The organism is Acidovorax sp. YS12, assembly GCA_021496925.1.
GTDB lineage: Bacteria > Pseudomonadota > Gammaproteobacteria > Burkholderiales > Burkholderiaceae_C > Paenacidovorax.
The window spans coordinates 4,133,305-4,156,625 of sequence record CP053915.1; the positions used below are offsets into that span (position 1 = coordinate 4,133,305).

General features: G+C 70.6%; 19 protein-coding genes and 1 pseudogene. 8 read left to right on the forward strand and 12 right to left on the reverse strand.

Annotated features, from left to right (window positions below):
* Positions 1-14: 14 nt before the first annotated feature.
* On the forward strand, positions 15-1,484 hold the full coding sequence (locus YS110_18510; GenBank protein UJB66610.1) for a PLP-dependent aminotransferase family protein: 1,470 nt from the start codon (positions 15-17) through the stop codon (positions 1,482-1,484).
* Between the two features lie 42 nt (positions 1,485-1,526).
* Here YS110_18510 and YS110_18515 read toward each other — a convergent pair whose 3' ends face one another.
* The 5 genes from YS110_18515 to YS110_18535 are packed head-to-tail and all read right to left on the reverse strand — an operon-like array spanning position 1,527 to position 8,191.
* Positions 1,527-2,783, reverse strand: a complete 1,257-nt coding sequence (locus YS110_18515; GenBank protein UJB66611.1) for a histidine kinase — start codon at positions 2,781-2,783, stop codon at positions 1,527-1,529.
* 21 nt (positions 2,784-2,804) lie between these two features.
* On the reverse strand, positions 2,805-4,148 hold the full coding sequence (flgL, locus tag YS110_18520) for a flagellar hook-associated protein FlgL (protein ID UJB66612.1): 1,344 nt from the start codon (positions 4,146-4,148) through the stop codon (positions 2,805-2,807).
* Between the two features lie 20 nt (positions 4,149-4,168).
* A complete protein-coding gene (gene flgK, locus YS110_18525) occupies positions 4,169-6,145 on the reverse strand; it encodes a flagellar hook-associated protein FlgK (GenBank protein ID UJB66613.1) in 1,977 nt (658 codons plus the stop codon).
* A 19-nt stretch (positions 6,146-6,164) separates the two neighbouring features.
* On the reverse strand, positions 6,165-7,064 hold the full coding sequence (flgJ, locus tag YS110_18530; protein UJB66614.1) for a flagellar assembly peptidoglycan hydrolase FlgJ: 900 nt from the start codon (positions 7,062-7,064) through the stop codon (positions 6,165-6,167).
* 2 nt (positions 7,065-7,066) lie between these two features.
* Positions 7,067-8,191 carry a flagellar basal body P-ring protein FlgI gene (locus YS110_18535; protein UJB66615.1) on the reverse strand — a complete coding sequence of 375 codons (1,125 nt, stop codon included), beginning with the start codon at positions 8,189-8,191 and terminating at the stop codon, positions 7,067-7,069.
* Here YS110_18535 and YS110_18540 point away from each other — a divergent pair.
* A pseudogene (locus YS110_18540) lies at positions 8,100-8,405 on the forward strand (DUF1010 domain-containing protein). The gene YS110_18535 and the pseudogene YS110_18540 overlap by 92 nt on opposite strands.
* A complete protein-coding gene (locus YS110_18545; protein ID UJB66616.1) occupies positions 8,380-9,351 on the forward strand; it encodes a tyrosine-type recombinase/integrase in 972 nt (323 codons plus the stop codon). Before YS110_18540 ends, YS110_18545 begins: the two are co-directional and overlap by 26 nt.
* A 185-nt stretch (positions 9,352-9,536) precedes the next feature.
* Here the strand turns inward: YS110_18545 and YS110_18550 are convergent, their stop codons facing one another.
* The gene (locus YS110_18550) at positions 9,537-11,003 is read right to left on the reverse strand and encodes a hypothetical protein (GenBank protein UJB66617.1); all 1,467 of its coding nucleotides are present in this window, start codon (positions 11,001-11,003) and stop codon (positions 9,537-9,539) included.
* Positions 11,004-11,111: 108 nt separating this feature from the next.
* On the opposite strand from YS110_18550, the gene YS110_18555 reads away from it, so the two are divergent.
* The 5 genes from YS110_18555 (at position 11,112) to hslU (ending at position 16,777) form a co-directional block, all read left to right on the forward strand.
* Positions 11,112-12,191 carry a GTP-binding protein gene (locus tag YS110_18555; GenBank protein UJB66618.1) on the forward strand — a complete coding sequence of 360 codons (1,080 nt, stop codon included), beginning with the start codon at positions 11,112-11,114 and terminating at the stop codon, positions 12,189-12,191.
* 220 nt (positions 12,192-12,411) lie between these two features.
* Entirely contained in the window at positions 12,412-12,903 is a 492-nt protein-coding gene (dksA, locus tag YS110_18560; GenBank protein ID UJB66619.1) for an RNA polymerase-binding protein DksA, read from the forward strand.
* A 49-nt stretch (positions 12,904-12,952) separates the two neighbouring features.
* On the forward strand, positions 12,953-14,641 hold the full coding sequence (locus tag YS110_18565) for an STAS domain-containing protein (protein UJB66620.1): 1,689 nt from the start codon (positions 12,953-12,955) through the stop codon (positions 14,639-14,641).
* Positions 14,642-14,831: 190 nt separating this feature from the next.
* The gene (hslV, locus tag YS110_18570; protein UJB66621.1) at positions 14,832-15,380 is read left to right on the forward strand and encodes an ATP-dependent protease subunit HslV; all 549 of its coding nucleotides are present in this window, start codon (positions 14,832-14,834) and stop codon (positions 15,378-15,380) included.
* Between the two features lie 56 nt (positions 15,381-15,436).
* Positions 15,437-16,777 (forward strand): ATP-dependent protease ATPase subunit HslU, encoded by a 1,341-nt coding sequence (gene hslU, locus YS110_18575; GenBank protein UJB66622.1) that lies wholly within the window; start codon positions 15,437-15,439, stop codon positions 16,775-16,777.
* Positions 16,778-16,873: 96 nt separating this feature from the next.
* Here hslU and YS110_18580 read toward each other — a convergent pair whose 3' ends face one another.
* The 6 genes from YS110_18580 to YS110_18605 are packed head-to-tail and all read right to left on the reverse strand — an operon-like array spanning position 16,874 to position 23,320.
* Positions 16,874-17,959 (reverse strand): sigma-54-dependent Fis family transcriptional regulator, encoded by a 1,086-nt coding sequence (locus tag YS110_18580; protein UJB66623.1) that lies wholly within the window; start codon positions 17,957-17,959, stop codon positions 16,874-16,876.
* Positions 17,960-17,981: 22 nt separating this feature from the next.
* Positions 17,982-19,157: an acyl-CoA dehydrogenase family protein gene (locus tag YS110_18585; GenBank protein ID UJB66624.1), complete on the reverse strand. Its 1,176-nt coding sequence runs from the start codon at positions 19,155-19,157 to the stop codon at positions 17,982-17,984.
* Positions 19,158-19,183: 26 nt separating this feature from the next.
* Positions 19,184-20,524 (reverse strand): ABC transporter substrate-binding protein, encoded by a 1,341-nt coding sequence (locus YS110_18590; GenBank protein UJB66625.1) that lies wholly within the window; start codon positions 20,522-20,524, stop codon positions 19,184-19,186.
* 34 nt (positions 20,525-20,558) lie between these two features.
* Positions 20,559-21,620, reverse strand: coding sequence for a branched-chain amino acid ABC transporter permease (locus tag YS110_18595; GenBank protein UJB66626.1), 1,062 nt, complete (start codon positions 21,618-21,620; stop codon positions 20,559-20,561).
* A gap of 3 nt (positions 21,621-21,623) precedes the next feature.
* Positions 21,624-22,505 (reverse strand): branched-chain amino acid ABC transporter permease, encoded by an 882-nt coding sequence (locus YS110_18600; GenBank protein ID UJB66627.1) that lies wholly within the window; start codon positions 22,503-22,505, stop codon positions 21,624-21,626.
* Positions 22,502-23,320: an ABC transporter ATP-binding protein gene (locus YS110_18605; protein UJB66628.1), complete on the reverse strand. Its 819-nt coding sequence runs from the start codon at positions 23,318-23,320 to the stop codon at positions 22,502-22,504. Before YS110_18605 ends, YS110_18600 begins: the two co-directional genes overlap by 4 nt.
* Between the last annotated feature and the right edge of the window lies 1 nt (position 23,321).

The following is a 23,321-nucleotide window of genomic DNA, read 5'->3' on the forward strand; positions in this document are numbered from 1 at the left end:
GGAGCCTCGCCGCCATGCTGAAACGATCCGCCCAGTCGTCCCTGACCGAACAGCTCGCCGAGCGCTTTGCCGAGCGCATCCGCAACCGGCTGCTGCCCGCGGGCGCGCGCTTGCCCTCGGTGCGCGAGTGCGCGCGCCAGCAGGGCGTGAGCCCGTACACCGTGGTGGCGGCCTACGACCAGCTGCTGGCCCAGGGGCTGGTGGAGGCGCGGCCGCAGCGCGGCTTCTTCGTGCGCGATGCAGCGCAAAAAATGCCCGCAGCGCCCGTCGATCAAGCGCCAGCAGCTCTTAAAAGCATAGTGCGCGAGGCGCCGGGGGCGCAGCCGCAGGCGCCGTCGGGCGCGCGCTTCAACGCCACGGTGCTGATCCGGGGCATGTTCCACCAGGGCTCGAACACGCCGCAGCCGGGCTCGGGCGTGCTGCCCATGGACTGGCTGCAAACCAGCTTTTTGCCCGCCGCCGTGCGCAAGGTCATGGCCGAAGGGGCGCTGCAGGACAGCCTGCTGGGCTACGGCGACCCGCTCGGCACGCCCGCGCTGCGCGCCGCGCTGTCGCACCGCCTGCAGGACCTGGGCGTGCCCGCATCGCCCGCACAGGTGATGACCACGGTGGGCGCCACGCAGGCGCTGGACATCGTCAGCCGCACCCTGCTCAAGGCAGGCGACCCGGTGATGGTCGAGGAGCCGGGCTGGTCGGTCGAGTTCGCCCGGCTCGACGCGCTGGGCATGCGCGTGCTGCCCGTGCCGCGCCGCGCCGAAGGCCCCGACCTGGAGGTGATGGCGCGCTACTGCGAGCTGCACGCGCCCAAGCTGTTCGTCAGCGTGAGCGTGCTGCACAACCCCACGGGCTACAGCCTCGCGCCCGGGCGGGCGCACCAGGTGCTGCAACTGGCGCAGCGCCACGGCTTTCATGTGGTGGAAGACGACACCTACAGCCACATCGCCCCCGGGCACGCCACGCGCCTGACGGTGCTCGACGGCCTGTCACGCAGCATCTACGTGGGCGGCTTCGCCAAGATCCTGGCGCCCGCCTGGCGCATCGGCTACCTGGCCGCGCCCGTGGCGCTGATGGAGCGCCTGCTCGACACCAAGCTGCTGTCCACGCTCACCACGCCGTCGCTGCTGGAAAAGGCGCTGGCCCTGTGCATCGAGCAGGGCCAGCTGCGCCGCCATGGCGAGCGCATGCGCCAGCGCCTGGCCCAGGCGCGCGCGCGCAGCGTGCAACTGGCGCTGGAGGCGGGCTGCACCTTCGCCGCCGAGCCGGGCGGCATGTTCGGCTGGGTCGAAACCGGGGTGGACACCGACGTGCTGGCCCAGCGCATGCTGGACGAGGGCTACCTGCTCGCGCCCGGCGCGCTGTTCCACGCCAGCCGCCAGCCCAGCACGCTGATGCGCATCAACTTCTCCACCACGCAGGACGCGCAGTTCTGGCGCGTATTCCAGCGCGTGCGCGCGCAAACGCTGGAGAAGGTGCAAAAAAGATAGCTGCCAGCGCTTTCCTGGCAAGGGCTGGAGCCTTGTTTGGCTTCAATCCCTGTGCGCGCCGGGCCGTTCCACCTGCAGGTCGCTCAGCACGCGCAGCAGCGCGCGGTTCACGCTCTCCGGATCCATCTCGTGCGTTTCGCACAGGGTGCGCACGACCTTGGCGTCGTCGTGTTCGAGGGCGCAGGCCATCTGCAGCGCGGGCGCGTAGGGGCCGGTCTGCAGCACGATGGCGTCGGCAATGCGGTCCGACAGCGGCAGGCGCCGCAGGATGGTGCCCATGGGCTCGTTCAGCAGTTCGTCGAGCTGCGAGAACAGGCCGGTGAGGTAGACCTCGCGGCGCAGGTTGTGCTCGATGCCGGCTTCCACCAGGCGCTCGGTGAGCCGGGCGCGCAGCACCATGGCTTCGCGGATGGGCTGCAGGTTCGGGTCCTGGCTGGCGTGGGGCAACTGGTTCGCCAGCCAGCGCTGCAGCGTGCCGTAGCCCATCATGACCAGGCCGCGGCGCAGCGAATCGACGCCGGTGCGCAGGCCCAGCGCGGCCGAGTTGGTGTAGACCATGAAGCGGTAGGCCAGCAGCGGCTCCTCGCCCAGGATGTGCTCGAAGGCTTCGAGCGACTGCTCGGCGTCGATGGCCTTCATCAGGCGCAGCACGCTCTCGCGCGCGGGCTGCAGGGGCTGGTGGCGCAGGCCGTAGAGCACGTCTTCGACGGGCCAGCCGGCCACGGCCACGGCGCGGTGCCGGTCCAGGCACAGCGAGGCCAGGGCGAGGTTGGGCAGGTTCTCGTACATCTGCCCGTCGATCAGCGGGCTGGGGCGTGGCGGGGTGGCCGGGCGCTGCACGCCGGTGCCCGGGGTGCGCGGGGCCACCGACTGCAGCGCGGTCACCACGTCCTGCGGCGACAGGTTCAACAGGCTGTTGTCGAAGCAGGTGGCGATGTCGGCGGGCGGCAGCTGCGCCAGCTCGCCGCGCCACACCAGCTTGAGGCCGCGCTGGTGGCCGGCCTGCACGGCGGCGAACAGCGTGGAGTCGGCGAGCCAGTCGCCGCGCACCTCGATCCACGGGCTGCCGCGCGGCGCCTGCTGCAGCAGTTGCAGCAGCAGCTGGCGCGACTGCGGCGAGAGCAGCAGCGGGGGGGAGCTGGCCGACCACAGCTCCTGCAGCGTGCGCAGCAGGTGCGGGGCATCCACGGTGATGGCAGGATCGTCCTGGACATAAAGCTGGACGCCGGCCAGGTGGCGGCTGGCGTTCCACAACGGGCGGTAGCCTAGCGTGAGGCTGCCGAGGACGGATTGCACCATGGAGGGATTGCGCTGGGCGTTTTAGCTGATGTAGTTGAACAGGCTCAGCTTCTGTACCTGGGCGTAGGACTGGAGGGCGGCCTGGTATCCGACCTGGGCGTTCTGGAAGTCGGAAATGCCTTTGATCATATCCAGATCCTCGGCGCGCGAACGGTCGGCTTCGAGCTGGAGCGAGCGGTTTTCCTGGTCGCCGGTGATGCGGTCGGCGCGGTTGAGCAACTCGCCCGCGTAGCCGCGTATGTTGTGCAGGCGCTCCAGGCCCTTGTCGATGTTGGCCAGCGCCTGGCCCACGGCCTGGCTGGCGGCGTTGTTGTTGGCGGCGCCGCCGATGTCGCGGATGGCCGTGTCGATGACGCTGGCGATGCTGGGACTGGTGGTGAGCGTCACGGTGTCGCCCGGGGCGGGCGAGAGCACCAGGTTGCCGTCCTTGTCCTTGGCGGGCGTGGCGCTGATGTTGAACTTGAGCGTGGCGCCGCCGGGGTCGTCGATGCTGACGGGGATGGCGGTCAGCTGGTCGGCCTTCAGCCCGGCCACGGTCTGCGGGCCGGGCGAGGTGTAGTTGGGGTTGTCGCTGCTGATGTCGTAGGTGGCGTCGTAGGTGCCGTCGGGGTTCATCGTCACGCCGGTGAATGTGACGGAGTAGGTGTACGGGTTGGCCGGCGGCGCGGGCTGCTGCAGCAGGTGCGCGTTGGTGACCTGCACGGCGTCGGTGCCGAAGCGGCGCCCGTCTTGCGGGTAGGCCGGGTTGGCGTTGGAGAGGCTGGCGTTGTATACGCCGTCGCGCTGCGGGTCGAACATGAAGGCCGAGTGGCCGTCGAGCGTGAGCGGCACGGTCACGCCGGTGCTGGCGTTCTGGCCAGGCAGGCCGTCGAACTGGTAGTCGGGGTTGCCCGTGAGCGGCCCGAGGAAGGGCGTGAGCGCGCTGCCGAGCGCGCCCAGCAGCGGAATGCCGTTGGTGTCCTTGCGGTTGACCACATCGGTGAGTTGCTCGCGCAGGCTCTGCAGCTGGTTGGCGTAGGTCTTGCGGTCCTCGGGCTTGAGCGTGCCGCCGCCCGCGGCCACCATGATCTCGCGCATGTTCTGCACCAGCTTCACGGCGTCGCCCAGCGTCGATTCGGCCTGGGCCACGGCGTTGCGCTGCACTTCAAGCGCGCGCTGCTCGGTCTGGATGCGGTTGATGCGCGTGAGCGCGCGCTCGGCCTGCGCGGCGGCCACGGGGTCGTCGCTGGGGCGCACCACGCGCTTGCCGGCCGTGAGGTTCTCCTGCAGGCCCGACAGGATGTTCTGGCGCACGTTCAGGTTCTGGCGCGCGTTGTCGTACGTGTTGGCCGTGCCCATGCGGTAGATGGTGAGGCTGTTGCTCATGGTGGTCTCCTGGGGGCGGATCAGCGGCTGACGGTCTGCAGCAGGCTGTCGAAGATGCTCTGGGCAATTTGCAGCATTTTGGCCGATGCCTGGTACGCCTGCTGGTACTGGATCAGCTTGGCCGCTTCCTCGTCGAGGTTGACGCCGGACACCGCCACGCGCTGGCTTTCCAGGCTGTCGGCGATGCTGGTGGACATGTTGGCGGCGTACTGCGCGCTCTGCGTGCGCGTGCCGACCTGCGACATGGCGCTGGCCCAGCCATCCTGCAGCGTGGCGTTGTCGAACATCTGCGCATCGCGCAGGTTCATCAGCGCGCCGGCGTTGCCGGCATTGCGCTTGTAGGCGTCGCCGTACTGCGGGTCCAGCGCGTTGCCGACGTTCACCGTGTCGCCGGTCTTCGGTGTGCCCTGCAGCGTGATCTGCCAGCCGTTGAAGTTGATGGGCTGGCCCGAGACGTAGGGCTGGGCCGTGGCCAGCGTGGTCGGCGGGTTGCTGCCGCGGTTGAGCACGTCGTAGGTGGCCGGCGGCCCGGCATTGAACTGCAGCTGGATGCCGCCGGGGAAGGCGGGCGGCGTGGCCGTGTCGCCATTGGGCGGCAGCACCAGGCCGGGCGGGTTGGGCTGGCCCGTGGCCTTGAGTCCGGCCAATTGCAGCGAGCCCGCGTTGGCCGTGCCCATGGCGGCGTTGATGGGGTTGGCGGCGGCCAGTTCGCTGGGGGCGTTGACCAGCGCCTGGACGTTGGCTGCGGTGTTGGCGAACGGCTTGAACAGGATGCGTTCGCCCGCGTTGCCGGCGGTGGTGACGTTGAAGGTCAGGCCGTCGATCTGCTGGCTGGCCAGGTCGGTCAGGTCGGTGAAGGCGGTGGCCTTGCCGTCCGACAGGCGCACCACCTGGCCTGCGGGCGGGGTGGTGAAGCGCACTTCGTAGTCCGAGGCGGCGAACTGGGTCGGGCTGCTGAAGGCGACGCTGCCCACGCCCGCGCCGCTGCTGTAGCCGGGCGCGCTGGTGGGTACGGCGAACAGGTCCTTGCCGAACTGGCCGTCGAGCGTGAGGCCGAGCTTGTTCTGCTCGTTCATGCTCATGCCGATGGCCTGCGCCATGCGCCCGAGCAGGTTGCGGCCCTCGGCCAGGTCGTTGTTGGCGAAGCGCAGCAGGCCGGTCACTTCGCCGCCGCCGAGCATGCTCTCGTTCAGCTCCAGCGGCGAGGCGCCGGGGCGGTTGAAGTACAAGGCCATCTTGCCGCTGCCGGGGAATTCGCTGGCCTCGCTCACCGACATCGGCGTGGCCGTGGTGCCCAGCACCAGCGGCTGGCTGCCGGCGATGAACAGGCCCACGGTGCCGTCGTCGGCGGGAATCTGCGTGGTCTGGATGTACTGGTTGAGCTCGCGGATGAGCTGGTCGCGCTTGTCCAGCAGGTCGTTGGGCACCTGGCCGTTGCCGGTGGCCGAGGCGATCTGCTCGTTCACGTCGGCAATGTTCTTGGCCAGGCTGTTGATCTTGGTGACGTTGTTCTTGAGCTGCTCGTTGACCGTGTTCTCGATGTCGTAGAGGCGGTCCGCGGCGGAGCGGAAGCGCGCAGCCGTCTCGCCCATGCGCGTCAGCGTCACGGTGCGCGCGGTCATGTCGGTGGGCGAGTTCAGGATGTCCGACAGCGAGCCCAGCATGTCGGAAAGGGCTGTGCCCAGGCCGTCCTTGCCGCCCGAGAACACGTCCTGCATCTGCTCCAGGCGCTGCGCGCGCACCACGTCGGACGACTGCGCCGAGCCCGCCATGGCGGCCTGGCGCGTCAGCAGCTCGTTGTGGTTGCGCAGGATGGTCTGCACGTCCACGCCCTGGCCCACGTAGCCGTTGCCGGTGAACTGGCCCTGCACGGTGACCATCTGCGCCGACTGGCGCGAATAGCCGGGGGTGCTGACGTTGGCGATGTTGTGGCCGGTGGTCTGCAGGGCCACCTGGTTGGCTATCAGGGCGCGGGCGCCGACGTTCAAGAGGCTCATGGTTCAGGTCCTTGGCGTTTCAGGCTTGCGCGCGGCCCACCCGCAGGGTGCTCTGGATGGCGCGGCTGAGCTTGCTGGCGTATTCGGGGTCGGTGGCGTAGCCGGCCTTCTGCAGCTCGGTGGCGTAGGCCACGGCGGAGCCGACCTTGCCGCGCGCCTTCTCGTAGCGCGGGTTGTCGTTGATGAGGCGGGCGTAGTCGCGGAACGAGTCCTCGTAGGAGTCGTAGGCGCGGAACTTGGCCGTGACCTTGCGCGCCACGCCGTTGATGTATTCGGTGGTGGTGACCTCGGCCACCTTGCCGGTCCAGCTCTTGCCGGCCTTGATGCCGAACAGGTTGTAGGCGGCGCTGCCGTCCTTGTGGCGGATCTCGCCCTTGCCCCAGCCGGTCTCGTGGCCGGCCTGGCCGAGCATGAAGCTGGCGGGAATGCCGCTGTCCTGCGCCACGCGCTCGGCCGTGGCGCGGTGGTGCTGCACGAAGGCGTCCAGCCCCTTGGGCGAGGGCGTGGTGCTGTTCTTCGTGCTGGCCGTGCGGCGCAGCGCGCTCGTGTCCAGGCTCAGCGTGGAGGGCACCGACAGCTCGGCCTCGGCGCCGCCCATCTGGCGCGTGAGCTGGCGCTGGATGGCTTCGGTCAGGCCGCCGGGCAGGCCCGACATCTGCACCGACAGCTGCTGGTCGTACAGGTCGTTGGCCAGGTTGCCCTCGGCGCCGTCGAGCAGGCCGGACTTCATCGTCGCCTCGCGCATGCTCTTGATCATTTCGCGCATGAACAGCGATTCGAACTGCTTCGCGGCTTCGCGCGCTGCCTCGGGGCTGTTCTGGCCGGCCTGCACCTTGAGCGCGTTGAGCGCGCGTCCGTCGGCCGCCAGGGCCTGGCTGGCCATGGTGTTGCCGGCAGGCAGGGTGCTGGTGTAGGCCATGGCTAGATCACCTCCAGCTCGGCGTTGAGCGCGCCGGCGGCCTTGATGGCCTGCAGGATGGCCAGCAGGTCCTGCGGCGTGGCGCCCAGGGTGTTGATGGCGCGCACCACGTCGGCCAGTTGCGGCGAGGGCGGCAGCGTCATCATGATGCCGGGCTCCTGCTTGATCTGGATGTCGCTCTTCTGCGCCACCACGGTCTGGCCTTGCGACAGCGGGTTGGGCTGGCTGATGACCGGCGTGCTGCTGATGGTGATGGCCAGGTTGCCGTGCGCGATGGCGCAGGGGCCCAGCGTCACGGCCTGGTTGAGCACGATGGAGCCGGTGCGCGCGTTGATGACCACCTTGGCGGCGGGCGTGGCGTCGGCCACCTGCAGCTCCTCCAGCTCGGCGATGAAGTTGACGCGCGCGCCCGGCTCCAGCGGGGCGTTGACCTGCACGGTGCGCCCGTCCAGCGCCGTGGCCGTGCCCGCGCCCGCGCGGTTGTTGATGGCCTGGGCCACCTTGCGCGCGGTCTGGAAGTCCGAGGCGTTCAGCCCCAGCGTGATGGTGCTGCCCTCGTGCAGCGGCGTGGGCACAGCGCGCTCCACCTGCGCGCCCTCGGGCACGCGGCCCGCGCTCAGGTGGTTGATCTGCACCTTGCTGCCGCCGGCCGACGCGCCCGCGCCGCCCACCACCACGTTGCCCTGGGCCAGGGCGTAGATCTCGCCGTCGGCGCCGCGCAGCGGCGTGGCGATCAGCGTGCCGCCGCGCAGCGACTTGGCGTTGCCGATGGAGGAGACGTTGATGTCGATGAACTGCCCCGGCTGCGCGAACGCCGGCAGCTGCGCCGTGACGATCACCGTGGCCACGTTCTTGAGCTGCGGCGCCGTGGTGCCCGGCGGCAGCGTGATGCCCATCTGCTGCAGGTAGTTCTGCACCGCCTGGGTGGTGATGGGCATCTGCGTGGTCTGGTCGCCCGTGCCATCCAGGCCCACCACCAGGCCATAGCCCGTGAGCTGGTTGCTGCGCACGCCTTGCACGGCAGCCACTTCCTTGATGCGCAGGGCGTGCGCGGGCAGGCTCCAGGCACTGGCCAGCAGTGCCAGCAGCAGCCAGGGGGCGAGACGTGGGAAGGGCAAGGCTCTCATGGCGTTTGATTGTGGTCAGGCAGCGCTTTGGCAAAGCGGCGAAAAGAGGGGGCGAGGGGGCGCTTATCGGCGGGATCGGGCGCGCGGCGGGCTTCACGCCGGGCCCCAGGCATGCCGGCGTGGCTTTCAAGCCTTTTTGGCCTCCGGCGCGCACCAGGCAAGCGCTATCAGCTATCATTTTTTCAACCATGCCGCCGCCAAACACCCCCCCGGAATTGCCCGACGAAGCCCTGCGCTACCTGGCGCACGTGCGCGTGGAAAAGCGCCTGGCCGCGCGCACGCTGGCGCTGTACACGCAGGACCTGCTGCGCCTGCAGCAGTACGCGCAGGCGGCGGGCCTGCCGCTGCTGCAGCTCACCAGCGGGCACCTGCGCCGCTTCATCGCGCAGATGCACGGCGGCGGGCGCAGCGCGCGCGGCATCGCGCTCATCCTCTCGGGCTGGCGCGGCTTCTACCGCTGGGCGGCGCGCCAGGGGCTGGCCGAGCACAACCCTGCGCAGGGCCTGCGCGCGCCCAAGGCGCCCAAGCCCTTGCCCAAGGCCCTGGCGGTGGACGACGCCGTGCGCCTGGCGGATTTCGCGCAGCCCGGCGAAGACCCGTGGGCCGAGGCGCGCGACGCCGCCATGGTGGAGCTGCTGTACGGCTGCGGCCTGCGCGTGGGCGAGCTGGTGGGCCTGGACGTGGCCGCCAGCCCCGCCGCGCACCAGCAGGGGCGCGGCTGGATCGACCTCGACGCGGCCGAGGCCCACGTCTTCGGCAAGGGCAGCAAGCGCCGCAGCCTGCCCGTGGGCCGCGCCGCGCTGGCGGCGCTGCGCGCCTGGCTGGCGCTGCGCGAACAGCCCTTCGGCGCGCGGCTGGCGGACGGCGCGCTGTTCGTGGGCCGGCGCGGCGCGCGCCTGTCAGCCGCGTCAGTGTGGGCGCGCCTGCGCCAGCGCGGCCAGCAGGCCGGGCTGAGCACGCCCGTGCATCCGCACATGCTGCGCCACTCGTTCGCCAGCCACCTGCTGCAGTCCAGCGGCGACCTGCGCGCGGTGCAGGAACTGCTGGGCCACGCCAGCATCACCACCACGCAGGCCTATACCCGGCTCGACTTTCAGCACCTGGCCCGGGTGTACGACCAGGCGCACCCCCGCGCAAAAAAGAAGCCCTCACCCCCCTGAGCGGCTGCGCCGCTTCCCCCCGCTCTCGCGCTTCGCGCGGGCAGGGGGACGATGCCCGCGTGGCGGGGCGGCCCTTGCGCGGCGTCCGCTGGCTTGGGCCGCGTCAGTTTCAGGTGCCGTGCTTTTGCTCCTGTTTCAGGAGCTGCTTGCGCTTTCCTGGCGGGCGTTAGGGTCCGATTTGGTCTTTAATCCGCGGCGGCGCCGGGCAGGCGCACGTGGAATACCGTGCCGCCCTCCGCATCCCCTGCTGCGTCGATGCTGCCGCCCTGGGCCTGCAGCGCCTGGTCGGCCTCGCGCAGGGCCTGGGCGTGCGCCGTGGGCCCGGTGGCCGGGCCGTGGGTGTGGATGGCGATGTGCAGGGCCTGGGGCGCATCGGCGTCGGCGGCGATGCGCAGGGTCTGCCCTTTGGGCGCGCTGGCGATGGCATGGGCCAGCACCTGGCGCAGCGCCTGGGCCAGCGGTTCGGCGGGTGCGGCCAGGGGCAGCGGGGCGGCGCCCAGTTGCAGCTTGAGCGGCAGGCGCTTGCGTTCGAGCTGGGGGCTGAGTTCGGCCGCCAGGTCTTCCAGCAGGTCGCGCACGTCCACGGTGGCGGGCGGCGCGGGGGCGGCGGGCGCGGGCAGGGCCGGGGCGGGAGGCTCCGGCGCGGCGGCCTGTGGTGGTGCGGGTGGCGCGGGTGGCGGTTCTTGCCATGCACCGGGGGCAGGCTGCGCCATGGGGCGCCGCCGCGCACTGCGCCAGGCGATGGCAATCGCCAGGGCCAGCAGCGCCAGCCCCGCGCCGAGGCCGGCCAGCGGCTGGCGCTGGGCGGCGAGCCAGCGCTGCAGGCGCTGCGCGCCAGGCTGCGCCGCCAGGGCCACCACGGGGTGGGCGGGCGCGCTCTGCCAGGCCACCCATTGGACGGCGGTGGGGCCGGGGATCTCTGCCACGCCCTGCGCGGCCGCGGGCTGCGCGGCCAGGTAGGGGGCGAACAGCGCGTGGCCGTGCAGGCTGCCGCCGGGGGGCAGCGCGGCGGCGCCCGCCTGCGCCAGCAGGCTGCCGTCCGGGCGCGCCAGCAGCACCTGGGTGCCCGGGGCGCTGGCCTCCAGCAGCGCGGGCGGCGGGGCGAACGCGCCGGGGTCGAGCTGGGCGATGAGCAGGGCGTAGGCCTGCGGCGCCAGCCGCACGCGCCGCACCAGGGTCAGATGGTCCGCGCTGCTGGCCGTCAGGGTCGTGCGCCCGTCCTGCAGGGGCTGCGCCAGCAGCGGGCGCAGATCGATGCGGCGGCCCAGGTCGGCCGGGGCGGTCGTGGCCAGCACCAGGCCCTGCATGTCCACCAGGGCCAGGCCGCGCAGCGCGGGCTGGCCGCGCAGCGCCTGGTACTGCACGGCCTGGAGGCTGCTCCAGGCGTCGGGGGCCTGCACCAGGTCGGTGGCCAGCTGGTCCAGCGTGCGTTCGCTGGCTTCGAGCACGGCCGAGGCATGGGCCTGGGCCAGGCGCGCCAGCAGGGCCAGTTGCTGGCGCTCGCGCAGCTCCAGCTGGGCCTGGGCATGCCACAGCAGCGCCAGGCCGCCCGCGCCCACGGCCAGGAGCAGCGCCAGGCCGCAGGCCAGGATGCGGGCGCTGGCGGCGTGGATGGCATGGGGGCGGGCGGGGGCGTGCGAGGGGGCGTTCACGTCGGCGGGCCGTCGAAGAGGGAAGGCGCAGTGTAGGGCTTGACAGCTCCGCTACAGTTATTCCATTCCCTGATCCATTCCCCGATCCATCGACTGACAAGGCTTTCCATGTCCCTGATTCCTACCACCATCCTGACCGGTTTCCTGGGCTCGGGCAAGACGACGCTGCTCAAGCGCGTGCTCTCCGAGGCCCATGGCCAGAAGATCGCCGTGATCGAGAACGAGTTCGGCGAGGAGAACATCGACAACGACATCCTCGTGACCGAGTCGAAGGAGCAGATCGTGCAGATGAGCAACGGCTGCATCTGCTGCACCATCCGCGAAGACCTGCGCGAGACGCTGCAGCTGCTGGCGGCCAAGCGGCGCAAGGGCCTGCTGGATTTCGAGCGCGTGGTGATCGAGACCACCGGCCTGGCCGACCCGGGGCCGGTAGTGCAGACCTTCTTCATGGACGACGAGATCGCCGAGTGCTACCTCGTGGACTCCATCATCACGCTGGTGGACGCCAAGCACGCCAGCCAGCAGCTCGACGACCGCCAGGAGGCGCGCCGCCAGGTGGGCTTCGCCGACCAGATCTTCCTCTCCAAGACCGACCTGGTGAGCGCGGCCGAGCAGGAGGCGCTGGTGCACCGCCTCAGGCACATGAACCCGCGCGCGCCCATCGAGGCCGTGCATTTCGGCGAGGTGCCGCTGGCCAAGGTGCTCGACCTACGCGGCTTCAACCTCAATGCCAAGCTCGACATCGACCCCGGCTTCCTCCAGGAAAGCGACCACGACCACGATCACTGCGGCCACGACCACGGGCATTGCACCCATGAACACCACGGCCATGCGCACGGCGCGCATTGCGACCACCCCGCGCACCAGCATGGCCATCACCACCACCATGACGACGACGTGAAGAGCTTCGTCTACCGCGCCGAGCGGCCGTTCGACCCCGCCAAGCTGGAGGATTTTCTCGGCGCGATTGTCAACATTTATGGCCCGCGCATGCTGCGCTACAAGGGCGTGCTGCACATGCAGGGCACCGAGCGCAAGGTGATTTTCCAGGGCGTGCACCAGCTCATGGGCAGCGACCTGGGCCCGCAGTGGGCCGAGGGCGAGGCGCGGCAGAGCCGCATGGTGTTCATCGGCATCGACCTGCCGCAGGACATTCTGCGCCAGGGCCTGGAGCAATGCCTAGTGTGATGACACGGCGCGTGTGTCGCATATCCGACAGCCGGGCCGGGGCCGCGCGGCGGGGTGGCTACAATCGCGCCGCCGCGCACTTACCCGGCGCCCCAGACAGGCTGGGCCGGGTACTTGTGCGCAACGCCCGGGCTTCTTCACGTTTGGCCCGATTGAACGTACCATGCTTGGCCCAGGGGGCGCCCCACGCCTTCCGCCAACGTCAGTGATCCCGAAGACCATGCCTACGACCCTGCAAGCGAAGCCCTCCCCCGCCAAGCGCGACCCCAAGCTGGCGAACAACTGGAAGACCAAGCCCGCCGAGGAGCTGACGGACGAAGAAGTGCTCGCCATGCCCGACAGCGAGTACATGAACGACAAGCAAATGGCGTTCTTCCGCCACAAGCTGGCGCTGCTCAAGCAGGACATGCACCACAACGCCGGCGAAACCACCGAGCACCTGCGTGAGGACACCGTGGTCGTGCCCGACCCGGCCGACCGCGCCACCATCGAGGAAGAGCACGCGCTGGAGCTGCGCACGCGCGACCGCGAGCGCAAGCTGCTCAAGAAGATCGAGCAGTCGATCGCGCGCATCGACGCGGGCGACTACGGCTACTGCGACGAGACCGGCGAGCCCATCGGCGTGGGCCGCCTGCTGGCGCGCCCCACGGCCACGCTGTCGCTGGAGGCGCAGCAGCGCCGCGAGCTCAAGCAGAAGATGTTCGGGGATTGAGCCCGCTGCTGGACCACACAAGGGCCGCAGCACGGAGCGCCACCGCGTCATGAGCAAGGAAGAAACCTCCCCCGGTTTGCTGTCGAAGATGGTGCGCTTCGTGCGCAACCCCACCGTCAACTGGACCGACCTCGACAACCTCGAGGCCGAGCGCGAGAGCCAGTACAGCAAGCAGATGCTCAAGGAGATGATCGAGCGCAAGCGGCGCAACGACTTCGTGCGCCGCCGCGAGTTCGACCAGCTGCGCAAGCTGCGCCAGCGCGACGCCCTCACCGGCCAGCGCACCGAGGACCCCACGGCGCGCCCCTCGTTCTTCCACAGCAGCATGACCTCGCCCGATGACCGGGCCGTGACGCTGAAGAAGATCGACGAGATCGAGGCGCAGATGTCCCAGCAATGGTGGAAGAACAAGCCCGCCCATGGCGCGGCCGCTGCTTCCGCCGCGGGCGATAGGGAGGCGGCCGCGTTCGCGCCCACGGCGCCGCTGACCCTGCCCGGCGCGCTGCCCACCGTGGCGCCGGCTTCGGTCGAGCCGCTGTTCGCCGAGGACGGCGCGCTGTCGGGCGGGCTGTCCGACAGCCTGCCGGCCGCCGCACCGCCGCCGGTGGAAGACATGCTGGCCGATCCGGCGCCAGCGCCCCAGGCACACCAAGAACCGGAGGTATTCGTGCACGAACCCGATCTGGAAGAGGCCGCCATCCGCTTCGCCAGCGGCGACAGCGCCGGAGCCGAGGCCGGGCTGCGCGACGTGCTGGCCCAGCATGCGCAGGACGACCCGCAGCAGCAGTTCGAGATCTGGATGACCCTGTTCGACCTGTACCGGGCGACGGGCCAGCGCGAGAGCTTCGATGCCCTGTCGCTCGACTTCGCCGCGCGCTTCAGCCGCTCGGCGCCGCTGTGGTTCGCCATCTGCGAGCAGCCGGACGCGGCCGAGAGCGCCGATGCGGGCGCTGCCGCGCCGCGCGGCTTCGCCTGGACCGCGCCGGGCACGCTCTCGGCGCAGTCCGTGGCCGCGCTGCAGGCGGCGCTCGGCCGTGCCGTGGCGCCGTGGAACTTTGCCTGGGCGCGGCTCATGACCATCGAGGAAGCGGCGCTGCCCGCCCTCGCCAAGCTGTTCGACCAGTGGGCCGACCAGAACGTGCAGATCCATTTCGCCGGCGTGGAGGCGCTGCACAGCCTGCTGCAGGCCAAGACGCCGTCGGGCGACCGCGCCATCAGCCCGGAATGGTGGCGCCTGCGCATGGCGGCGCTGCGGCTCATGGGGCGCCTGGACGAATTCGAGCTGGTGGCGCTGGACTACTGCGTGACCTACGAGGTCTCCCCTCCGTCATGGGTCGTGCCGCGCTGCAGCTACACGGCGGACGATGGCTCGGTATCGGGCGCGGCCGCGAAGGCGGCGCCCGAGAGCGACTTCATGGCATCCAACTTCGGCCTGCCGTCGCAGATCATGGAGGCCGAGGCGCCGCGCCCGCGCCTGTCGGGCACCATCGACGGCGACGCCGGGCCGCTGCTGGCGCCGCTGGCCGAGATGGCGCGCCCCGGCCAGCCCCTGGTCATCGGCTGCGAACACCTGGTGCGCGTGGACTTTCCCGCCGCCGGCTCGGTGCTCAACTGGGCCGCCGCACAGCAGGCCCAGGGGCAGGCGGTGCAGTTCGTGAACCTGCACCGCCTGGTGGCGGTGCTGTTCAACGTGATCGGCATCAACGAGCACGCCTGGGTTGTCCCCAGAAAAAATTAGGGCATCCCCCTGAGCGGCTTACGCCGCTTCCCCCTTCTTTCTACGCGCTGCGCGCTCCGGGAAGGGGGACGACGCCAGCGCGGCGCGGCCGGCTGAGGCCCTTGCGCGGCGTCCGCTGGCTTGGGGCGCGCCAGTTCATGTGCCGTGCCCTGTCTTGCAATGGGGCGCGGCGCCCCTATCTAGATCGGTTATGGAACAGTTTCACGGCACCACCATCCTCAGCGTGCGCCGCCAGCGGGCGGACGGCAGCATCGACGTCGCCATCGGTGGCGACGGCCAGGTCACCCTGGGCAACATCGTCGTCAAGGGCACGGCGCGCAAGGTGCGCAAGCTCTACCACGGCAAGGTGCTCGCGGGCTTCGCGGGGGCCACGGCCGATGCGTTCACGCTGTTCGAGCGCTTCGAGGCCAAGCTGGAAAAGCACCAGGGCCACCTGACGCGCGCCGCCATCGAGCTCACCAAGGACTGGCGCACCGACCGCGTGCTGCGCCGCCTCGAAGCCATGCTGGCCGTGGCCGACCACAGCGCCTCGCTCATCATCACCGGCAACGGCGACGTGCTCGAGCCCGAGCAGGGCATCGTCGCCATCGGCTCGGGCGGCGCCTACGCGCACTCGGCCGCCAAGGCGCTGCTGGCCAACACCGAACTCGGCGCCGAGGACATCGTGCGCAAGTCGCTGGCCATCGCGGGCGAGCTGTGCATCTACACCAACATGCACCACACCGTCGAAACACTTTGAATTTGATAGCTGCTGGCGCTTTCTGCATAAGCGCTGGAGCCTGATTTGGCTTGAATATGTCCTCCATGACCCCCCAGGAAATCGTCTCGGAACTCGACCGCCACATCGTCGGCCAGGCCGGCGCCAAGCGCGCCGTGGCGATTGCGCTGCGCAACCGCTGGCGCCGCCAGCAGGTCGATGCCAGCCTGCGCGCCGAGATCACGCCGAAGAACATCCTGATGATCGGCCCCACCGGCGTGGGCAAGACCGAGATCGCGCGCCGTCTGGCGCGCCTGGCCGATGCGCCGTTCATCAAGGTCGAGGCGACCAAGTTCACCGAGGTGGGCTACGTCGGCAAGGACGTGGACGCGATCATCCGCGACCTGATCGAGGTGGCCGTGAAGCAGACGCGCGAGGCCGACATGAAGAAGGTGCGCGCGCGCGCCGAGGACGCGGCCGAGGAGCGCATCCTCGACGTGCTGATCCCCCCGGCGCGCAGCGCCGGCTTCGATGCCGCGCGCACCAGCGAGCCCGCGGCCGACAGCACCGCGCGCCAGGTGTTCCGCAAGAAGCTGCGCGAGGGCCAGCTCGGCGACAAGGAGATCGAGATCGACCTCGCCGAGGCGCGCCCGCAGCTCGAAATCATGGGCCCGGCGGGCATGGAGGACATGGCCGAGCAGCTGCGCGGCATGTTCAGCCAGATGGGCCAGGAGCGGCGCAAGACGCGCAAGCTGAAGATCGCCGAGGCGCTCAAGCTGCTGGCCGAGGAAGAGGCCGCCAAGCTGGTCAACGAGGACGAAATCAAGACGCGCGCGCTGCAAAACGCAGAGCAGAACGGCATCGTCTTCATCGACGAGATCGACAAGGTGGCCGCGCGCCAGGAGGCCAGCGGCGCCGACGTGTCGCGCCAGGGCGTGCAGCGCGATTTGCTGCCGCTGGTCGAGGGCACCACGGTGTCCACCAAGTACGGCATGGTCAAGACCGACCACATCCTGTTCATCGCCTCGGGCGCGTTCCACCTGGCCAAGCCCAGCGACCTGATCCCCGAGCTGCAGGGGCGCTTTCCGATCCGCGTCGAGCTGGGCTCGCTCTCGGTGCAGGATTTCGAGGCCATCCTCACGCAGACGCATGCCTCGCTGGTCAAGCAGTACCAGGCGCTGCTGGCGACCGAGGGCGTGGCGCTGGAGTTCACGCCCGAGGGCATCACGCGGCTGGCGCACATCGCCTTCGACGTGAACGAGCGCACCGAGAACATCGGCGCGCGCCGCCTTTCCACGGTCATGGAGCGCCTGCTCGACGAAGTCAGCTTCGACGCCGCCAACCGCGCCGGGCAGACGGTGGCCATCGACGCCGCCTACGTGAACGAGCGCCTGCAGTCGCTGAGCCAGGACGAGGACCTTTCGCGCTTCATCCTGTAGGCGCATCTGCATCTAATTCGATAGCTGCCAGCGCTTGCCAGTAAACGGTTTGGCACTGAAAAGTGCCGCAAACCCTTTGCAGGAAAGCGCGAGAAGCTATGCTTTTTGAGATTGGCGCGGCGGCCCGATCTCGCCCAGGCGGATCAGGCGCGCGCGCACGATGTTGCGGCTCACGCCCAGCAGGCGCGCCACCTCGCTCTGGCTGTAGTGGGCGTAGCGGAAGACCTCGCGGTACAGCGCGTCCTCCACCGCCTGGTGCAGCCCGGGCACGCCCGCCTCGCACAGCCGCCGTATGGCCTGGCGCAGCATCTGCTCGTCGTGCCCGTCCAGGGCGGCGGGCGTGCTGGCGGGCAGCACCACCGGGGCGCGCGTGCCCGCGGCCGGCAGGCGCAGGCTGGCGGCGTCGATGTGCGGGCCGTCGCACAGCAGCAGCGTGCGGTGGATGGCGTTCTCCAGCTCGCGCACGTTGCCCTCCCAGGGCGCGGCCATCAGCAGTTGCTGCGCCTGCGGCGTGAGTTCGGGGCGCGGGTGGCCCAGGCGGCGGCAGTAGGCGTCGATGAAGTAGCGCGCCAGCGGCACGATGTCGCCGGGGCGCTCGCGCAGCGTCAGCACGTTCAGGTGCACCACGTTGAGGCGGTAGTACAGGTCCTTGCGAAAGCGCTTCTCGCGCACCAGCGCCGCCAGGTCCACCGTGGTGGCGGCGACGATGCGCAGGTCCACCGCGATCGCCTGGCTGCCGCCCAGGCGCACCACGGTGCGCTCCTGCAGCACGCGCAGCAGCTTGTTCTGCACCGGCAGCGGCAGGTCGTTCACCTCGTCGAGGAAGATGGTGCCGCCGTGCGCCTTCTCGAACCAGCCGGCCTGCGCGCCGAACGCGCCCGCGAAGGCGCCGCTCTCGTGGCCGAACAGCTCGGCATCGACCAGCGCCTCGGAGAACGCGCCGCAGCTCACGATGACGAACGGCCCGCCGCTGCGCGCGCTGCGCTGGTGCAGGTGGCGCGCGATCAGTTCCTTGCCGGTGCCCGTCTCGCCGCTGATGAGCACGCTGGCGTCGCTGGGCGCCACCTGCGCCACCTCGGCCAGCAGCGCGCGCGAGCGCGGATCCTCGAAGATCCAGTCCAGCGCCGGCCGCTCGGCGGCCGAGGCGGAGGGGGATGGGGGCCAGTGGGGCAGCGTGGCCATGCGTGCGCCTTTCCCGGCCCGCTCAGGAATAGAACGACGGCGCCGGCGCCTCGCCGTTCAGCGCCCAGTCGCCCAGCTCCTGCAGCTTGTAGTCCACCGGGTCGTGCAGCGTCTGCACGCGCAGGTTGCGCCAGAAGCGGTCCAGGCGCAGCGCGCCGTGCGTGGCGCGCGCGCCGGTGGTCTCGAACAGGCGCGCGGCCACGTCCAGCCCGGCGCGCGTGGAGGCGACCTTGGCCGTGGCCACGGCCACCGCTACCTGGCCGCGCTCGGCGGCGGTGAGTGCCGCGCCGCGCTGCCAGGCCAGGTCGAACTGCTGCGCCGCGTGGCGCGCCAGCAGGCGCACGCCCTCCAGCGCCACGTGGAATTCGCCGTAGTGGCGCAGCGTGTACGGGTCCTTGCTGGCCTGCGCGGCGCTGGAGCGGTGCCAGACGCGCGCCTCGTGCAGCGTGTAGTGGCGCGCCTGCGCCAGCGCGCCTTCGGCCAGGCCGAGGAACAGGTGCACGAACACCAGCTGCGCCAGCAGCGGGCGCAGCGCCGAGAACGGGGTGGACAGCGGGCCGGGGTCGAGCAGCAGCTCGCCCTCTTCCACGCGCACCTTCTCGAACAGGGCGCTGCCGCTGTCGGTCTGGCGCTGGCCGAAGCAGTTCCAGTCGCCGTTGAGCGTGATGCCCGCGCGCGCCGTGGGAATGGCGGCGATCAGCAGCTTGCGGCTGGTTTCGTCCAGGCCCGAGGCGACGAGCATCTCCGAGTCCAGCGCGCCGGAGCAGAAGCTTTTCTTGCCCGAGAACTCGACCCAGCCGTCGAAGCGGCGCACGGTGGTGCGGTCGTCCAGCGGGTTCAGCGCGTTGCCCCAGAACCAGTGCTTGCGCGCCGTCTGCTCCAGCCAGGGCTGCCACTGCGCGGGCCGCGCGAACAGCTGCACCGTGGCCAGCAGCAGGTGGTGGAAGCCGTAGACGTGGGCGATGGAGCTGTCGGCCTGCGCGAAGGTGCGCACGGTGTCCAGCACCGTGGCCCAGTCGGCGCCCTGGCCGCCCAGCGCGCGCGGGATGGACAGGGTCAGCAGGCCGCTGGCGCGCAGCGCGTCGCGCTCGGCCTTGGGCGTGCCGCCCTGCGCGTCGCGCGCGATGGCGGTCTCGGCGAACTGGCGCGCCAGGGCTTGCACGGTGTCGTGGGTGGTCGTGGGAAGGGGGGATGTCACGGTGTCTCCGTCAGTGGGAAGGGGGTTCAGTCGTCCTTGCCGTGCGCGCGCGGCGTGATGCCGTGCTCCTTGGCGTAGGCGGCGGACTTTTCCAGGATCAGCGGGCGCAGCAGCGCGTGGTCGGCCTTGATCCAGTCGGTGCGCAGCACCCATTGGCTGCCGTCCCACTGCTGGATGCGCGCGGCGCCGCCGCCCTCGTGGTCCTGCGGCGTGATGTTCAGCGGCTGCAGCAGGCCGTGGAAGCCGATCTCCTTCAGGCGCGCATCGTTCACCACCAGATGCTCCCAGGCCCAGCGGCCCTCCTCGCCGTTGAGCGGGCGCTTGCCGAACTTGCGGTAACCGGTGCGCAGGGCCTCCACCGCCAGCGCGGCGTTGACCAGGCCGATGTTGTAGTTGACCGCGCCGAAGTACCGGGTGTCGCGCAGGTCGCTCTTGCCCTTGTCGAGGATGTGCGTCTTCAGCCGCTTGTGGATGTCGAAGCCGGTGCCGCCGGGGTAGGGCGCCAGCGCCTGGTAGCCCTTGGCGGCCTCGCCCGCCGGGATCACGTCGGACTCCGACCCGGCCCAGACGTCGCCGATGATGCGGTGGGCCGGGAAGCCGAAGCGCTGCGCGGTCTTGATCGCCACCACGGTGGAGACGCCCCAGGTGCGCAGGAAGATCCAGTCCGGCTTGATCTCGCGCACGCGGCGCCACTGCGGCGACTGCTCGTTGCCCGGGTCGGCCACCGGAATCTGGATGTTCTCGAAGCCGTACTTCTTCGCCAGCAGCTCCACGGCGGGCTGGGTGGCGCGGCCATAGGCCGAGTCGTGGTACACGGTGACGATCTTCTTGCCTTTGAGCTTGTCGAGCCCGCCCTCCTTCTGCGCGATGAAGTTGATGCCGGTCGAGGCCTGGCTGTAGTAGCTGAACAGCAGCGGGAAGGCGTAGGGGAACACCGTGCCGTCGATGGATTCGGTGCGCCCGCCCGCCGGGTCGATGAGCGGAATCCTGTCGGCCGCGGCCTTCTCGATCAGCGCGTAGGTGGCGGGCGTGCCGTGGGTGAAGAAGAAGGCCAGCGGCGAGCCGTCCTTGCCCTTCTTCACGCGCTCGTAGACCTCCACCGTGCGGTCGGGGCTCCACTCGGTCTCGAACTCCTCGTACTTGATCTTCACGCCGTCGATGCCGCCCTCCACCTCGTTGATGTAGCGGAAGTAGTCGATGGTGCCGGCCCACCAGAGCGCGCCGCTGGAGGCATACGGCCCGACGCGGTAGGTGGGCAGCGGCACGTACTGCTCGGCGGCGTGCAGCGGCGTGGACGCGAGGCCCAGGCCCAGCGTGGCGGCGAGCGCCAGGGCCAGGGCCTTGCGTGGCAGGAAGAGGTGTTTCATGGCAGGGATTCCTTGGGTTGAAAGGGGAAACGGTTCAATGGGGCGGGGTGGAGAGCCGCGGCGCGCGGGCGCGCCAGGCCGACAGGCGCGCGCGCCAGGGGACGATGCGGTGGCGGTGGAAGTCGGCGGCGAGGCGCGCCATGCCTTCCGGCTCCTTGATGAGAAAGCCGATGATCAGCACGCCGAAGACCACCTTCTGCACGTTCTGCAGCAGCCCGGCGTCGAGCCGCCCGGCGAACAGGCCCTGCGAGACGAAGTCCAGCGCCAGCGGCAGCAGGCAGATGAAGGCAGCGCCGATGAAGTTGCCGCCGATGCTGCCGAGCCCGCCGATGATGGCGATGAACAGGATCTGGAACGAGCGCGTCAGCCCAAAGCTCTGCACGCCCGCCGAGCCCAGGTAGGCGAAGGCCCACAGCGCCCCGGCGACGCCCAGGAAGAACGCGCTCACGGCGAAGGCCAGCACCTTGCCGCGGTGCACGCGGATGCCCGCCACGGCGGCGGCCGTGTCCATGTCGCGGATCGCCATCCAGTCGCGGCCGGTCTGGCTGCGCACCAGGTTCAGCGCCACCCAGGTCAGCAGCGCCACGGTGGCCAGCACCAGGTAGTACCGGCCCAGCGGGTGGTTCAGCTCGAAGCCGAGGAAGCCCAGCCGGGGCGCCGAGATGGTGGCCGAGGAGCTGTGGTTGTAGAACCACGGGAACTTGAGGAACAGCCACTCCAGGAAGAACTGCGCGGCCAGGCTGGTGACCATCAGGTAGAAGCCCTTGATGCGCGCGCTGGGCAGGCCGAACAGCAGCCCGGCCAGCGCCGCCACGAGGCCGCCGCACAGCATCGCCGGCACGAAGTCCAGCCCGGCGCGCAGCACGAAGGCATAGGTGGCGAAGGCGCCCACCGCCATGAAGCCGCCCGAGCCGAGCGAGACCTGGCCCGCGTAGCCGGTCAGCAGGTTCAGGCCGATGCCCGCCAGCGCCAGCACCAGGAACGGCACGAGGATGGCGCTGAGCCAGTATTCGCCGCCCAGCCAGGGCGCGGCGATGAAGGCCGCGGCCAGCCACAGCGGCGCGGGCATGCGGGAGGGGTGTCGTTGTCGCTGCATGGGTCAGACCCTCTCGATGGCGCGCTGGCCGAAGATCCCGGCCGGGCGCACGTAGACGAACGCCAGGGCCAGCGCGTAGGCGAACCAGGCGGAGATGCCGCCGCCGATGTGCGGGCCGATGTAGGCCTCGGCCAGGCTCTCGGCCGCGCCCACGATCAGCCCGCCGGCGATGGCGCCGCCGATCGAGGTGAAGCCGCCGATGATGAGCACCGGCAGCGCCTTGAGCACCACCAGCGAGAGCGAGAACTGCACGCCCTGGCGCGCGCCCCACAGCAGCCCGGCCACCAGGCCGGTGACGCCGGCGACAGCCCAGACGATCTGCCAGATGCGGCGCAGGTCGATGCCGATGGACAGCGCCGCGCGCGTGTCGTCGGCCACGGCGCGCAGCGCGATGCCGGTGCGCGTGCCGTTGAACAGCAGCGCCAGCACGCCCACCAGCGCCACGGCGGCGAGGGCGGCGGCCAGGTCGAACTGGCTGATGAGCAGGCCGCCGATGAACAGCGGCACGTCGTCGATGCCCAGGTCCAGCGCATGCACGTCGGCGCCCATGGCGCCCTGGGCCACGCCCTCGATCACGTAGGACAGGCCCAGCGTCGCCATGAACAGCGTCATCGGGCTGCGGTGCGTCAGCGGCCGCAGCACCAGCCGCTCGATCAGCACCGCCAGCGCCACCAGCGCGGCCACGGTCAGCACCAGCGCCAGCGCGAAGGGCAGGCCCGCCTCCAGCAGCGTGACGAACAGCAGCGCCGCGAACAGCAGGATGGCCCCCTGCGCGAAGTTGAACACGCCGCTGGCCTTGTAGATCAGCACGAAGCCGATGGCCACCAGCGAATACATGGTGCCCGCGAGCAGGCCGCCGATCAGGGTTTCGAGGAACAGGGTCATGGCGATCCTTGCGCGTGCGCCAGGCCCAGGTAGGCGGCGATCACGTCCGGGTTGGCCTGCACTTGGGTCGGCGTGCCGTCGCCCACCTTGCGGCCGTAGTCCAGCACCACGACGTGGTGCGACAGGTTCATGACGATACCGATGTCGTGCTCGATCAGCACCACGGTGGCGCCCAGGTCGCGGTGCAGGCGCGCGATGCAGCGGCCCATCTCCTGCTTCTCGGCCGCGTTCATGCCGGCCATCGGCTCGTCGAGCAGCAGCAGGCGCGGCCCCGACACCAGCGCGCGCGCCAGCTCCACGCGCTTTTGCAGGCCGTAGGGCAACTGGCCCACGGGCGTATGGCGGTGCGCCAGCAGGTCCAGGAAGGCCAGCGTGGCCCCGGCGCGCTCCACGAACCGGGCGGCCTCGCGCCGCGCGCGCGGCAGGCGCAGCGCGTGCTCGATGAACGTGCTGCGGCCATGGCGCGACAGGCCGGCGAGCACGTTGTCCTGCACGCTCAGCCGGTGAAACAGCGCGTTGTTCTGGAAGGTGCGGCCGATGCCGCGCCGCGCGGCGTCGAACGGCTCCATGCGCGCGAACGCCTGGCCGTCGTAGTGGATGCTGCCCGCGTCGGGGGCGTAGACCCCGTTGAGCAGGTTCAGCAGCGAGCTCTTGCCGGCGCCGTTCGGGCCGATCAGCGCGCAGATCTCGCCGCGCCGCACGGCGAACGACAGCCGGTGCAGGGCCTGCACGCCGTCGAAGGACAGCGAGATGCCGCGCACCTCCAGAAGAGGCGCGCCGCCGTCGCTGGCCGGGGCTGCCGTGGGCGCGTGCATG

Excerpts from the sequence above, each read along its gene's own strand:
- hslU (UJB66622.1), top strand. The coding sequence starts at position 15,437 with ATGTCCTCCATGACCCCCCAGGAAATCGTCTCGGAACTCGACCGCCAC.
- YS110_18510 (UJB66610.1), top strand. The coding sequence starts at position 15 with ATGCTGAAACGATCCGCCCAGTCGTCCCTGACCGAACAGCTCGCCGAG.
- flgJ (UJB66614.1), bottom strand. The coding sequence starts at position 7,064 with ATGGCCTACACCAGCACCCTGCCTGCCGGCAACACCATGGCCAGCCAG.
- YS110_18515 (UJB66611.1), bottom strand. The coding sequence starts at position 2,783 with ATGGTGCAATCCGTCCTCGGCAGCCTCACGCTAGGCTACCGCCCGTTG.
- YS110_18565 (UJB66620.1), top strand. The coding sequence starts at position 12,953 with ATGAGCAAGGAAGAAACCTCCCCCGGTTTGCTGTCGAAGATGGTGCGC.
- YS110_18580 (UJB66623.1), bottom strand. The coding sequence starts at position 17,959 with ATGGCCACGCTGCCCCACTGGCCCCCATCCCCCTCCGCCTCGGCCGCC.
- YS110_18545 (UJB66616.1), top strand. The coding sequence starts at position 8,380 with ATGCCGCCGCCAAACACCCCCCCGGAATTGCCCGACGAAGCCCTGCGC.
- YS110_18590 (UJB66625.1), bottom strand. The coding sequence starts at position 20,524 with ATGAAACACCTCTTCCTGCCACGCAAGGCCCTGGCCCTGGCGCTCGCC.
- YS110_18535 (UJB66615.1), bottom strand. The coding sequence starts at position 8,191 with ATGAGAGCCTTGCCCTTCCCACGTCTCGCCCCCTGGCTGCTGCTGGCA.
- dksA (UJB66619.1), top strand. The coding sequence starts at position 12,412 with ATGCCTACGACCCTGCAAGCGAAGCCCTCCCCCGCCAAGCGCGACCCC.
- flgL (UJB66612.1), bottom strand. The coding sequence starts at position 4,148 with ATGAGCAACAGCCTCACCATCTACCGCATGGGCACGGCCAACACGTAC.
- flgK (UJB66613.1), bottom strand. The coding sequence starts at position 6,145 with ATGAGCCTCTTGAACGTCGGCGCCCGCGCCCTGATAGCCAACCAGGTG.
- YS110_18600 (UJB66627.1), bottom strand. The coding sequence starts at position 22,505 with ATGACCCTGTTCCTCGAAACCCTGATCGGCGGCCTGCTCGCGGGCACC.
- YS110_18595 (UJB66626.1), bottom strand. The coding sequence starts at position 21,620 with ATGCAGCGACAACGACACCCCTCCCGCATGCCCGCGCCGCTGTGGCTG.
- YS110_18605 (UJB66628.1), bottom strand. The coding sequence starts at position 23,320 with ATGCACGCGCCCACGGCAGCCCCGGCCAGCGACGGCGGCGCGCCTCTT.
- YS110_18555 (UJB66618.1), top strand. The coding sequence starts at position 11,112 with ATGTCCCTGATTCCTACCACCATCCTGACCGGTTTCCTGGGCTCGGGC.
- hslV (UJB66621.1), top strand. The coding sequence starts at position 14,832 with ATGGAACAGTTTCACGGCACCACCATCCTCAGCGTGCGCCGCCAGCGG.